The sequence below is a fragment of the Rhizobium sp. Root491 genome (genome assembly GCF_001427205.1).
Lineage (GTDB): Bacteria > Pseudomonadota > Alphaproteobacteria > Rhizobiales > Rhizobiaceae > Agrobacterium > Agrobacterium tumefaciens.
Genome location: NZ_LMFF01000001.1, coordinates 273,214 through 285,179, shown reverse-complemented (window position 1 = coordinate 285,179; position 11,966 = coordinate 273,214). Strand labels below are relative to the sequence as shown.

Genomic DNA, 11,966 nt, shown 5'->3' with positions numbered 1-11,966 from the left:
GGCTGCAAGCTCTAGAGAACGAGGCGGAACTTTGCGAAACCTTCGGCGCCGTCGCCGGCATCCTCGATTTTTGCGCCCTTGATGTCAGCCGCGTAATTGCGACCCTTCGGGCCAGTCTCAAAGATGGCGGTCGTATTGGCAACTGGGGCGAAGGACCAGTTCGCATCCGCCGACGGGTTAATGGTGCCCTGATCGATGATATAGCGCACGATCACGTCGCGGTTGGTGTCGGGCGCCACGAAGATCACCTTGTCGGCGGCGATATCGGGGAATTTTCCGCCGCCGCTTGCACGGTAATTGTTGGTCGCCACCACGAATTTCTGCTCGGGGTCGATCGGCTTGCCGTCGAATTGCAGATTGACGATGCGGTTGCTGTCGGGATTGACGGCCTTGCCGTCCTTGTCGAACTTTGCCGGTTTGGAAATGTCGATCTGGTAGGTGACACCGTCGATGACGTCGAAATTATAGGACGGGAAATCCGCGTTTAGGAGCGGCGCATCCTTTGCGCCGGCCTCGACCGTGTTGAACATGCCGGCGGACATTTCCAGCCAGTTCTTCACCTGCGCACCGTTGATCAGCACCGCCTGCACCGTGTTGGGGTAGAGGTAGAGATCGGCGACGTTCTTGATGGCGATGTCACCGGCAGGGACATCGGTGTAATAATCCGCACCACCGCGACCGCCAGACTTGAAGGGCGCTGCTGCCGAAAGCACGGGCAGATCCTTATATTGCCCTTCCTTCAGCATGTCCTTGATGTACCACGTCTGGGCATTGGAGACGATCTGCACGGAAGGGTCGTCGGCCACCAGCGCGAAGTAGGAATAGAGTGGCGCCGACGTCTTGCCGACCGGGCGACGCACATAGGCGAGCGCCGCTTCGTGATCTGCCTTGGCGGCGGCTATGACCTCCGGTTTGTCCGTGACATCTGCAACGACCTTGCGATTGTCGTCGCGGTGGTAGATCGGCCGGGCCTCGGAGGTGAAATCGACGATCTTCCAGCTTTTGCCGTCCTTTTCGAGCAGAAGGTCAATGAGGCCCATATGCGAGCCCCAGAAACCGGCCATCACGGCCGGCTTGCCCATCAGCGTACCCTTGACCGCATCCGCACCCTCGATGCCGTCCCATGTCTTTGGACCGGGGAAGACCAGATGCTGGTGACCAGTGAAGATGGCGTCAATACCTTCCACGCCCGCCAGATAAAGCGAGGCGTTTTCCATGCGATCGGTCTGGCCCTTGCCATCGATGCCGGAATGGGAAAGCGCGATGACGATATCGGCACCTTCTTCCTTCATGACCGGAACCCAGGCTTTAGCCGCCTCGACGATATCGCGCGTCTGGGCCTTGCCCTCCAGATTCTTGGAATCCCACATCATGATCTGCGGCGGCACGAAACCGATGATACCGACCTTGACCGGACTGGTTACGCCTGCACCATCGCGGATCTGTTTCTCGAGGATGACGTAAGGCTTGAAGAACAGCTCATCCTGCTTGGGATCGGAAGCCAGCTGACCCTTGGTGAGGTTGGCGCAGACATAAGGGAAACCGGCGCCCGCCAGTGTATTGGACATATAGTCGAGGCCGTAATTGAATTCGTGGTTGCCAAGCGTGCCACAATCATAGCCAAGGACATTCATGGCGTTGATGACGGGATGCTTGTCGCCGGCCTTCATGCCGCGCTCATAGGCGATGTAATCGCCGAGCGGATTACCCTGCAGGAAGTCGCCATTATCCACCAGCATCGAGTTTCCGGCCTCGGCACGGATGGCGCCGATGATCGAAGCGGTGCGCGCCAGACCCATCGTGTCGTTCGGTTTGTCGGCGTAATAATCATAGGGAAATACGTGAACGTGGATGTCAGTCGTTTCCATGATGCGCAGATGCGCCTGGTTGGCTGCGGCGCGCGCGGCGAAGGGATGCAACAGCACCAGAGCCGAAGAGGCGGCGATGCCACCCAGAAGCGAACGGCGAGTGATGGGGTGGAGAGCGAGAAGCGACGACATGGGAACTCCTTCGTATGAAGCTTGCTCTGTCAGGAAAACGACAAGGTAGAAGCAATCCCCGAGGAGTCCATCATCAAAATGACAAGCCCGTGACGGACGGGCCAGTTTTCAACCGTTTGATAAATTTTTTGCCACAAGGTGGCCGCGCGCGCATGGCCCGCTTCGGGAATGCGCTATGTCCGGTCTGCGCATTCCCCTTGTCGGAAACATCTGCTTAGCGGGCGAGAGTCGGTTTTACTTCTTCGTGGAAGAAGCGGAAATAAGACGACAGCTGTGCCAGCGTGTTGGTGGAAAGTTTGAGTTGCAGGCCGAGCCGGTTCATGTGCTGCCATTGCACGACACCCTCGATGAAACCCAGATCTTCACTCTGCACCTTCACCCGGCTTCCCTTGGCGGCAGCGAAAGGTCCGTCCAGTTCGAGCGCCATGCCGGTGGCGGACAGGTCCACCACGCGGCCTCGGGTCGACTGGCTGAAATAGTGCACGGTCGCGTAGATCCGGGTCTTGCTACGGGTCGCAGTGCGGGTCGCCATATTGAGGTTGTTTGCCATTTCGCTACTCAAATCAATTGTTTCCGATGCTTGCATCATGACGTAGAAAGTTTGAGAGCCGTTTAGCCGTTTGCTTAAAATTGCAAGTAATCGCGCGATTATGCTGTGTCGATACGGCACTGGTAGCAATTGTTGCGGGCGGAGCGCACATGCACATAAGCGACGTCTGCCCGCTCCAGAAGATGCGCTGCGCGTGAAAGGATTTCGTCCGTCGCCGTCACCGCGCCGGTGCCGTAGACGATGCGGTCGTCAGTGCCATAGCCGCGAACGATATAATCGGGGCTGTTGAGCATCGGGGGAAGGGCATCCGTCTGCGGATAGTGCTCACAGGCCTCAGCGTGAAGAAAGACTGGCCCCGTTTCCGCATAGGGCTGGAGCGAAGGGAAGGGCCGGTAGGCGAGGATCAGCATTCCTTCGCCTTCATTAATCTGGGAAAAGCAATGGCGGCACGGCATGCCACCTGGAGAAACGGCCTTTTCCGGCGGGTTGCCATAGGCGTCGGCGGCTCCCGCCCGGAAAGCCTCAGCTTCCTTAGCCGGCATTGCTGTAAAGACGAGATCGGTCATGGCGAGGTCCTTCTGTTGGGATCGGCGTTGCTTCTTTGCAGCTATGATCCCGAAACAGACCTCTATCCACCCGATTCTTGACGGGTGATGCAACCAGCCCATTGCGTGACTCGTTAGCATCGGGAATCAGTGGCGCTCCTCGATCCCGGAAGGTCTGATTTTATGTTCCGTCGTTTTCTGGCCGCTGTTCCGCTGGCTTTCGTTTCTTTGACGGTTCCGATCGACACGCAGGCGCAGGTCGCCTCCGGTCTCGATGGCCTGTCCGACGATCAGCTCCAGCAAGCGGTCAATTTCGTCATCGGCAATGCGATCTTCTCGCTTTATCACGAGGGTGCACGCATGCTGATCTCGGATTTCGGCGCGCCGGAGACCGGCAGCGCGCAAGCACCTGCCGATCAGCTGGCGGGCACGCTCATCCTTCAGGCCAACGAGGAATGGCTCGATACCGCACTCGTCAATGCTACCGACAGCTGGTATCTGGCGCGCGAGACGGAGGCTTTGCCCCAGCACGAAGCACCGGTGTTTTCGGCACTTGTTCCCGACAGGAGCCGCGATCGCAACATGGCCTGCCTGATGGTCGGCCGCGACAAGGACGGCTATGGCGATCTTGCCACCATGATGGGGCTCGCCAATGACGAATTTGCCAAATGTGGCGCCGCCTATCCGCGTATCGCATCGGCGTGGGAGGATTTTCTGACGCCCCACCGCGCGCAGACACCATCCAGATTTACCGTGAGCTACGTGCCGCCGCGCGATCCTGAGCTGGAACCTTACGCCATCATGGTCAAGGAATCGAAGGTTCTCGATCTTATCAGCCGCAGTTTCGGCGTTTACGGCTTGAAAGGCGAGGTCAAGTTGACGGCGAAGTCCTGCGGGCGTCCCGATGTCTACTGGTCGGCCGAAAAACGTGAGATCACCTATTGCTACGAGCTGGGTAAATTCCAGGCGGAGCTGATTGCCGATCATCTTCTCAACAGCGTTACCGAAGACAAAGGTTCCGCCGGCGAGCATACCCCGACGGCCGTCACTCTGGAAAGAGAAATCTGAGGCCAGTTACCGGATGCACGGCAACCTGTCCTCTTGAAACGGGAGGATATTGCCATGCCGAAGGTTGTCGTTCGAAATTTCGCCATTTCGATTGACGGATACGGTGCCGGGCCGGATCAAAGTCTTCAGAACCCGCTGGGTGTGAATGGCGAAACCCTGCATCAATGGGCGTTCAAGACCCGCACATTTCACCGCATGTTCGGCAAGCAAGGCGGCTCGACCGGCACGGACGAGCAGTTTTCCGAGAAGAGTTTCGAAAATATCGGCGCCTGGATCTTGGGCCGCAACATGTTCGGCCCTATCCGCGGTGCTTGGCCGGATGAACACTGGAAGGGCTGGTGGGGGGAAGAGCCGCCTTATCACGTGCCGGTTTTCGTGCTGACGCACCATGCGCGCGCCTCCTTTGCGATGAAGGGCGACACCGTGTTTCATTTCGTCAACACGGGCATCAAGGCCGCCCTCGACATGGCGTTGCAGGCGGCAAACGGCAGGGACGTCCGGATCGGCGGCGGCGTTTCGACCATTCGGCAATATATGGCCGGAAGCATGATCGACGAACTGCATCTGGCACTGGCTCCGGTCTTTCTCGGCAAGGGCGAAAACCTCTTCGAGGGGCTGGATTTGCCTGCGCTTGGTTATCGCTGCACCGCAACAGTGGCGGGCGAGGGCGCTACCCATTTGATTATCGATAAAGCCTGAGTCGCAAACTGCACAATGGTTTCATGTGCGGTTGCCTCCCACTCCCTCATTCCTGTGACAAGCAAAGGAATGAGGGAGGAGTAGTCGGATCTGCTCTACAGTCGGGGAATAGCGCGGGCCATCCCCGACGTGACGAACTCAGTTGCGCAGCGAGATTTCCAGAAGCTCGGTATCGGACAGCGGCTCTACCCAGGCCTCATAGGTACCAACAGGCGAAAATCCCATCATCTGGTAGAGTTGCAGCGCGCGGGGATGGTCAAGCGTGTTGGTGGTCACCGTCACGCGCTTCGGATTGTCCTGCCAGGCAGCGTAAAGCGCCTGCAACAGGAACCACTTGCCGACGCCAGCACCGATAGCCTCTTCGAGAAGCCCGAAATAGGAAAGCTCGGTTACCTCGTCGCTTGCCTTGTTCAGCTCGAAGAAACCGGCAGGTGCACCGTTCATATAAAGGACGGTGACGCTGTTCTTCGGGTCCTTGAGGACGGCGGACAGTTCCGCATCGCTCATGCGCATGCGTTTCTGCCAGTGCCAACGTTTTCCCACCCGCCAGTACATGTAGCGGTAGAAGTGCAAGGGAATATCGGTGACCCGCATCAGTGCCGTCTGGATGTTGACGGGGATAGCAAGGCTGACCTTCGGCGGCGCCGTCATTTCAAGCTGCGTCACATGCGCCTTCAACGGCCCATGTGACACCACGGGAAGAGGTTCGGCAGGGCCGGTGACAACAGGCGTGTCTTCCAGTCCACCCCATTCCGACCACGAACCGTCATAGAGCGAATTATCCTGGTGGCCGAGCGATTCCAGCGCCAGCGTAATGACGGCGGCGGTAACGCCCGAGCCGCAGCTCGTCACCACCGGCTTGCCAAGATCGATACCGGCATCCGCCACCATCTTTCGGATGGCGGTGAGGTCCTTGAAGTGGCCGTTCTCGGAAAATGCGGTGGCGGGCAGGCTGCGAGCGCCAGGCATATGGCCTGAACGCATGCCGGCACGCGGCTCGGCCTCGTCGCCGGTGAAACGTCCCGCGCCGCGGGCATCGGCAATCTGCTTTTCGCCACTGTCAACGATGCCGCGCATGGTCGATAGCGAGGTCACGCGCTTTTCGTTGAAATCGGGTGTGAAGGTGGCAGGCTCGATTTCCGGCGTGCCGGTTTCTAGCGGCCGGCCTTCGCGCTTCCAGCCGTCAAGACCGCCATCCAGCACGTAGGCCTTGCGCACGCCCATCACCCGCAGCATCCACCACACGCGCGGTGCGGAAAAGAAACCGGGGCCGTCATAGACCACGATGGTATCAGTGTCGCTGAGGCCAAGCTCTCCCGCCTGTTCAGCAAAGAACTCCGGCGAGGGCAGGGAATGCGGCAATCCGGTTGCATGATCGGCGATCTTGTCCTGATCGAAGAACACGGCACCGGGCAGGTGACCCGCCGCAAATTCTTCCGCACCGTTGCGTTTATGCGCCGGCAAATACCACGAGGCATCAACGAGACGAAACCCGGCCGTGCCGAGCTGCTTTTCTACCCAGTCCGCCGAAACGACGAAACGGCTCTTATCCGTGCTCACGATGTCTCTCCTAATTTCAGGCAGCAGCTTCAGGCGTGCCGAAACGAATGCGGAACCGCCTGTTCTCCTTGCCCTTCTTTTCTATCTTGGCAATGTGAATATCGCCCACTTCCTGCGTTTCGGAAACATGGGTGCCGCCGCAGGGCTGGCTGTCGATGGTAGAATTTTCGCCGATGCAGACAAGGCTGACCCGGCCAAGGCCGATTGGCGGGCGCACATTCTTGGATTTGACGATGCCCGGATTGGCCTGAAGTTCTTCGTCGGTAATCCATTGCAGGAAAACGGGATGGTTGGCTTTCACCAGTTCCATCAGCTTTGCCGTCACTTCATCCTTGTCGATGGTTTCCGACATGTCGAAATCGACGCGCGATTCGTCTTCGCCGACGGCAGCACCGGTGATTGGCCACTGGCAGACGACTGATAGCAGATGGCAGGCCGTGTGCATGCGCATCAGCTTGTAACGGCGCGGCCAGTCTACGTGCAGGGTCAGTTTTTCACCGACTTCGGGGGAAGGCTGACCTTCCAGCGGCACATGGATGATAACGCTCTTGTCGGCGCCATTTTTGGTAATGCCGAGTTCGATGCGCGAACCATCGGCCTGCTCGAGAAAGCCGCTGTCGCCCGGCTGGCCGCCGGACGTGGCGTAAAAGCAAGTCTGGTCGAGCTCGATGCCGCCATCCTCATGCACCGCCGTGACGATCGCTTCTGCGGTGGAAAGATAAAAATCGTCACGGAACAGGGCATTCACAGGCATTTCGGCATGTCCTCAAACGGTTTCGTACGGAACCGCAATCTCGCTTTTCGTTGCCAGCCACTGGGGAACCGGAAGCCCCTTGGAGCGCAGGAAATCCGGATTGAACAGCTTCGACTGATAACGATTACCGTAGTCGCAAAGTATCGTCACGATTGTATGCCCTGGACCAAGCTCGCGGGCAAGGCGGATTGCGCCGGCAATGTTGATGCCGGAGGAGCCACCGAGGCAAAGACCCTCTTTCGTGACCAGATCGAACAGCACCGGCAGGGCTTCCGCATCCGAAATACGATAGGAGAAATCCGGCGCGAAGCCTTCCAGATTGGCGGTGATGCGCCCCTGTCCGATGCCCTCGGTGATAGAGGAGCCTTCCGACTTCAGGACGCCATGCTTGTAAAATTCGTAGAGGGCGGCGCCCTCAGGGTCGGCAAGGCCGATCTTGATGTCGGGATTGAAATCGCGCAGGCCGTCAGCCACGCCCGCAAGCGTTCCGCCGGAACCGACGGCGCAAATGAAACCATCGACCTTGCCGTCCGTCTGGTCCCATATTTCCGGTGCCGTTGTCTCAATATGGGCCTGACGGTTGGCGATATTGTCGAACTGGTTGGCCCAGATCGCGCCGTTTTCATCCGTCGCGGCCAGCTGTTTTGCTAGGCGGCCGGAAACCTTCACGTAATTGTTCGGGTTGGAATAGGGTGCTGCCGGAACCTCGACCAGCTTTGCGCCGAGAAGCTTCAGCGCATCCTTCTTTTCCTGGCTTTGCGTCTCGGGAATGACGATGACAGTCTTGTAGCCGAGCGCATTGGCCACCAGCGACAGGCCGATGCCGGTATTGCCTGCCGTGCCTTCCACGATGGTGCCGCCCGGCCGCAGCTGTCCGCGCCGTTCCGCATCGCGGATGATGTAAAGCGCGGCGCGATCCTTTACCGATTGGCCGGGATTGAGAAACTCCGCCTTGCCGAGGATTTCACACCCCGTCGCTTCAGAGGCAGCTTTCAGACGGATAAGCGGCGTGTTGCCGATAGCACTGAGCGCAGAGGGATGAATGGTCATGATTGAGCCTTCTTGTCTGAGCGGAAATTAGGTGCCGTTATGTCCCGTTACAACCGCCTCAAGGCAAGAAATTATCTTCCCGCCTTAGGCTTCGCCACGCAAAATTTTGCCGATACCCAATTTTATGCGTTGTTCTTCACTGCGGCATAGGCTGCAAGTGCTCTTTCCCGTGCCTTCCCATGGTCGACGATCGGCAGGGGATAGGTCTTGCCCAGCTCGATACCCGCCTTTTTAAGCACCTCTTTCGGTGCTTCAAACGGCTTGTGGATGTATTTTCGCTCAAGCTTTTCAAGCTCCGGCACGAAGCGGCGCACGTAGTCTCCCTCGGCATCGAATTTCTCCCCCTGCAATATGGGGTTGAAAATGCGGAAGAACGGCGAGGCGTCCGCGCCAGAACCCGCCACCCACTGCCAGTTGGCAGCGTTGGAGGCCGGATCGGCATCAACAAGCGTATCGCGAAACCACTTCTCGCCTTTGCGCCAGTCGATAAGTAGATGTTTGATGAGGAAGGATGCCACGATCATGCGCACCCGGTTGTGCATGGTGCCATGTTTCCACAATTGCCGCATGCCGGCATCCACGATCGGATAACCCGTCATGCCACGCGTCCAGGCGTTGAAGGATGTGTCATCGTCCCGCCAGCCGAAGGCGTCGAAACTGTCGTTCCAGTTTTTCTCGTCCAGCTCGGGAAAGTGGAACAGCAGATGGTAGCAGAATTCCCGCCAGACGAGTTCCTTGCGGAAACGGCTGATATCGTTGGACGCGATATGGCGTGAGAGCCCCTTCGTCGCATGCCACACGGCGGCGGGCGATATTTCGCCGAGCGCCAGATGCGGCGCAAGAAGCGACGTGGCGTCCTTCGCCGGAAAATCGCGGCCGTCCTCATAACCCTTCAAGGCACCATCGATGAAATCATCGAGTTTTTCCCGCGCGGCATTTTCACCGGGTGTCCATATCTCGCTGAAACCCCTGGCCCAGTCCGGTTTGACCGGCAGAAGCTTCCAATCATCGAGTTTCTCCGATTTTGGCCATGTCTCAGGTGCCTTCAGGCTCTGCGGTGCATCCGCCGGCGTATGTGGCTCCTCGCCGCCCTCCAGAGCCCGCCAGAAGGGCGTGTAGACCCGGTAGGGACCGCCGGATTTGGTCTGCACCCGGGATGGTTCATGCAGGAGGTGTCCGGCAAAGCTGCGAACTGTCAGGCCGTCGTCCCCAAGCGCCTCTTTTAGTGTCTTGTCCGTTGCCATGCCGGTCGGCTCATAGCGACGGTTCCAGAGGACTGCATCCGCGCCGGTTTCGGCTATCAGCCGGCGCAGCGTCTCCTCTGCATTGCCGCTTCTGAGCAGTAGACGGCTGCCGCATTTCTCCAGCGCCGCGGAAAGAGAGGCAAGCGAATGGTGAAGCCACCATTCCTGCGCGCCGCCCAGCGGGCCGCTGGATGTCTCGCGGATATAGAGCGGTATGACGGGGCCGCCATGCTCCACCGCTGCGAGAAGGGCGAGATTGTCCGCAAGGCGCAAGTCCTTGCGGAACCAGACGATAACAGGAGAGGATTTTGTTGGCATGAAGGGATCCGGTTCACTTCCGCTTGAACGAGTGTTGAAACGCTTTGTTCCTCAAATCGCGTAGAATGGAAAGCTGGAGGCACATGGTTTTTCGAGGGCTATTTTTTCGACCTTGAAACCGAACGTGAAGGGAACCAACTGGAGGAGCCGGCGTTTTTCGCTGGTTAATAGAGCATGGAAGTACAATCAATGTTGCTGAAAGACGTTAAGTGGGAAAAGCCTGTTACCATATCCTTGGAAAACGGTGCTCCCCGGATTTTCAACGGCGTTTACGAGGCCTTCGATTTTCTCCAGCACGAATGGCCACAACGCGGTGACAAGGCGCATGAGCAGGCCCTGCGTCTGTGCCGCGCCTCGCTGATGGGGGACGTGGCGGGAGAGATTGCGCGCGCCGCCTTCGTTACCGCGAGCCGGCAGGCGCAATGCCTCCTGGAGGCCGGAAATAAGGTGGAAGATCAGGGTAAACTTGCATCCTGACAGCGTTGCCGGATTGAGATGTGAAAGGCCACCCGTAAAGCCGGGTGGCCTTGTTTTATCCGCCGCCAGAAACGGGTTGTGTCGAACGCAGGATATGGCATCGTGCGCGTGCAAAGCGGATGAATACGGCAATGACCAACCACTACGGCTATATTGTTTTCCCGACAGCTCTCGGCCATTGCGGCCTCGCATGGGCAGAGCGCGGTATCGCCCGTCTGCAATTGCCCAGCGCAGATGCCGGTGAAACCGAAAAACTTATCCAGAAACGCCTGCCGTCATCTTCCATTGCTGTACCCGACACACGCGCCCGTGAGGCGATTGCGATGGTTACCCGCTATTTCGATGGTGAAGAGATTGATTTTACGCCCGTGGAACTCGATCTTTCCGGGCAGGAGCGGTTCTTTCTAGATGTCTATGAGGTGGCACGGCATATCGGCTGGGGCCGCACGACGACCTATGGCGGTATCGTAAAAACGCTGGGCCTCTCCATGGAAAAGGCCCGCGACGTCGGGCAGGCCATGGCGAAAAATCCCGTGCCGCTGATCATTCCCTGCCACCGTGTTCTGGCGGCTGGCGGCCGGCTGGGTGGCTTTTCCGCGCCGGGCGGAACGAACACCAAATTACGTATGCTGGATCTCGAAAATGCCGGCCGCAGCCGTGCTGACGATGCACAGGGCAGCCTGTTTTAAAGCAATGAAAGATCAGTCCACATGAATAGCCGTCTGATTTCTGCCCTTTTCTCGTCAAATTGTCGCTAAATTGTCACAATACACGGACGCCCTCTAACATAAGGGCGAGACGTTTGAGAGTATCCGCGTTAATTCTATCCGCTGCATTGGCTTTTACAGTCGTGGCACCCGCGTCGGCTGGTATGCTGAACCAGGCTGAAAAATACACAGGACTGCATGAATCCAAAAACAACAAGAGCCTGAAGAATATTCTTGGGGCAAATCCCCGCAGCACACCGTGGTGTGGCCTGTTCTTGCATGCCGTTGCCAGCAAGGCCGGGCGCGCATCGCCCAAATCCTACGGATTTGCAAAATCCTGGACGTCATTCGGTTATGCCGTTCCCGTCGCCGCCGCCAAACCGGGCGATGTTGTCGTCATTCGCAACGGCCGCGGTTATCACGCCGGAATATTGAAGAGCATGAGCGGCAAGACAGCGCAAATTCTCGGCGGCAATCAGTCCGGCCGGGTGCAGGTGTCGAACTTCAACCGCAAGGCCATCGTTTCCGTGCGTCGCTGAAGACCGGACCAACTTACTACGATCCTTATAAAGGCGGGCTGTGGCCCGCCTTATGCGTTTTAAGGCCCCTATGGCTGTTCCCTTGTGCCGGGTGCCGCATCGCGCTGGTCATCGTCCTCAAGGTCTGTGGCGACGATGAAGGCATCCTCGTGTTGCCGCGCTGCCTGCCGGCGTGCGCGCAGGCTTATCGATTCATCGGGGTAAATCTCACTTTCTTTAGATTTGAGTTCACTGTCGGTTTCAAAACGCGGCAAATCTTCGTCTTTGATATCGAGAGGTTCGTTTTTCTTCTGTTTCGGATCGCTCATGGATGGTCCTCCTGCGGGTTCCTGCCGGGCAAACGATCCTGCAGTGAGTAGGGTTCCCTTTTTTCAGGGAAATGCGCATGCGCAATCTCCGGACGCGGAACAATTTCCGGCCATTTCTGTTTTTCAATTGGCACAGTCAAAGCCGAT

At 58.1% G+C, this 11,966-nt stretch carries 13 protein-coding genes; 5 read left to right on the top strand and 8 right to left on the bottom strand.

Annotated elements, in window-relative coordinates; translation table 11 throughout:
• Positions 1-11 precede the first annotated feature (11 nt).
• The 3 genes from ASD46_RS01460 to ASD46_RS01450 all read right to left on the bottom strand — a co-directional run bounded on the left by ASD46_RS01460 (position 12) and on the right by ASD46_RS01450 (position 3,116).
• Complete coding sequence (locus tag ASD46_RS01460) at positions 12-2,000, bottom strand: bifunctional 2',3'-cyclic-nucleotide 2'-phosphodiesterase/3'-nucleotidase (RefSeq protein ID WP_003512549.1); 1,989 nt, start codon at positions 1,998-2,000, stop codon at positions 12-14.
• Between the two features lie 214 nt (positions 2,001-2,214).
• Positions 2,215-2,550, bottom strand: a complete 336-nt coding sequence (locus ASD46_RS01455) for a PilZ domain-containing protein (RefSeq protein WP_019565441.1) — start codon at positions 2,548-2,550, stop codon at positions 2,215-2,217.
• A 98-nt stretch (positions 2,551-2,648) separates the two neighbouring features.
• Positions 2,649-3,116 (bottom strand): DUF1203 domain-containing protein, encoded by a 468-nt coding sequence (locus ASD46_RS01450; protein WP_060641827.1) that lies wholly within the window; start codon positions 3,114-3,116, stop codon positions 2,649-2,651.
• 162 nt (positions 3,117-3,278) lie between these two features.
• Between ASD46_RS01450 and ASD46_RS01445 the strand changes: the two genes are divergently transcribed.
• Positions 3,279-4,163, top strand: a complete 885-nt coding sequence (locus ASD46_RS01445) for a DUF4344 domain-containing metallopeptidase (protein ID WP_060641826.1) — start codon at positions 3,279-3,281, stop codon at positions 4,161-4,163.
• 54 nt (positions 4,164-4,217) lie between these two features.
• The gene (locus ASD46_RS01440; RefSeq protein WP_025593209.1) at positions 4,218-4,862 is read left to right on the top strand and encodes a dihydrofolate reductase family protein; all 645 of its coding nucleotides are present in this window, start codon (positions 4,218-4,220) and stop codon (positions 4,860-4,862) included.
• A gap of 138 nt (positions 4,863-5,000) precedes the next feature.
• Here the strand turns inward: ASD46_RS01440 and sseA are convergent, their stop codons facing one another.
• From sseA to ASD46_RS01420, 4 genes are all read right to left on the bottom strand, one after another.
• On the bottom strand, positions 5,001-6,422 hold the full coding sequence (gene sseA, locus ASD46_RS01435) for a 3-mercaptopyruvate sulfurtransferase (protein ID WP_025593211.1): 1,422 nt from the start codon (positions 6,420-6,422) through the stop codon (positions 5,001-5,003).
• 16 nt (positions 6,423-6,438) lie between these two features.
• Complete coding sequence (locus ASD46_RS01430; protein ID WP_025593212.1) at positions 6,439-7,176, bottom strand: alanyl-tRNA editing protein; 738 nt, start codon at positions 7,174-7,176, stop codon at positions 6,439-6,441.
• Positions 7,177-7,188: 12 nt separating this feature from the next.
• On the bottom strand, positions 7,189-8,226 hold the full coding sequence (locus ASD46_RS01425; RefSeq protein WP_025593214.1) for a cysteine synthase A: 1,038 nt from the start codon (positions 8,224-8,226) through the stop codon (positions 7,189-7,191).
• Between the two features lie 122 nt (positions 8,227-8,348).
• Complete coding sequence (locus tag ASD46_RS01420; RefSeq protein ID WP_025593215.1) at positions 8,349-9,788, bottom strand: cryptochrome/photolyase family protein; 1,440 nt, start codon at positions 9,786-9,788, stop codon at positions 8,349-8,351.
• A gap of 189 nt (positions 9,789-9,977) precedes the next feature.
• On the opposite strand from ASD46_RS01420, the gene ASD46_RS01415 reads away from it, so the two are divergent.
• From ASD46_RS01415 to ASD46_RS01405, 3 genes are all read left to right on the top strand, one after another.
• Positions 9,978-10,265, top strand: a complete 288-nt coding sequence (locus ASD46_RS01415) for a DUF982 domain-containing protein (RefSeq protein WP_003512562.1) — start codon at positions 9,978-9,980, stop codon at positions 10,263-10,265.
• 131 nt (positions 10,266-10,396) lie between these two features.
• A complete protein-coding gene (locus ASD46_RS01410) occupies positions 10,397-10,954 on the top strand; it encodes a methylated-DNA--[protein]-cysteine S-methyltransferase (protein WP_025593217.1) in 558 nt (185 codons plus the stop codon).
• A gap of 113 nt (positions 10,955-11,067) precedes the next feature.
• Positions 11,068-11,511, top strand: a complete 444-nt coding sequence (locus ASD46_RS01405; protein ID WP_025593218.1) for a TIGR02594 family protein — start codon at positions 11,068-11,070, stop codon at positions 11,509-11,511.
• A 68-nt stretch (positions 11,512-11,579) separates the two neighbouring features.
• Here the strand turns inward: ASD46_RS01405 and ASD46_RS01400 are convergent, their stop codons facing one another.
• Positions 11,580-11,819, bottom strand: a complete 240-nt coding sequence (locus tag ASD46_RS01400; RefSeq protein ID WP_013635919.1) for a hypothetical protein — start codon at positions 11,817-11,819, stop codon at positions 11,580-11,582.
• Positions 11,820-11,966: the final 147 nt, after the last annotated feature.

Coding starts and splice junctions, on each gene's coding strand:
- ASD46_RS01400 (WP_013635919.1), bottom strand. CDS start 11,819: ATGAGCGATCCGAAACAGAAGAAAAACGAACCTCTCGATATCAAAGAC.
- ASD46_RS01430 (WP_025593212.1), bottom strand. CDS start 7,176: ATGCCTGTGAATGCCCTGTTCCGTGACGATTTTTATCTTTCCACCGCA.
- ASD46_RS01425 (WP_025593214.1), bottom strand. CDS start 8,226: ATGACCATTCATCCCTCTGCGCTCAGTGCTATCGGCAACACGCCGCTT.
- ASD46_RS01410 (WP_025593217.1), top strand. CDS start 10,397: ATGACCAACCACTACGGCTATATTGTTTTCCCGACAGCTCTCGGCCAT.
- ASD46_RS01415 (WP_003512562.1), top strand. CDS start 9,978: ATGTTGCTGAAAGACGTTAAGTGGGAAAAGCCTGTTACCATATCCTTG.
- ASD46_RS01455 (WP_019565441.1), bottom strand. CDS start 2,550: ATGGCAAACAACCTCAATATGGCGACCCGCACTGCGACCCGTAGCAAG.
- ASD46_RS01450 (WP_060641827.1), bottom strand. CDS start 3,116: ATGACCGATCTCGTCTTTACAGCAATGCCGGCTAAGGAAGCTGAGGCT.
- ASD46_RS01445 (WP_060641826.1), top strand. CDS start 3,279: ATGTTCCGTCGTTTTCTGGCCGCTGTTCCGCTGGCTTTCGTTTCTTTG.
- ASD46_RS01460 (WP_003512549.1), bottom strand. CDS start 2,000: ATGTCGTCGCTTCTCGCTCTCCACCCCATCACTCGCCGTTCGCTTCTG.
- ASD46_RS01440 (WP_025593209.1), top strand. CDS start 4,218: ATGCCGAAGGTTGTCGTTCGAAATTTCGCCATTTCGATTGACGGATAC.
- ASD46_RS01420 (WP_025593215.1), bottom strand. CDS start 9,788: ATGCCAACAAAATCCTCTCCTGTTATCGTCTGGTTCCGCAAGGACTTG.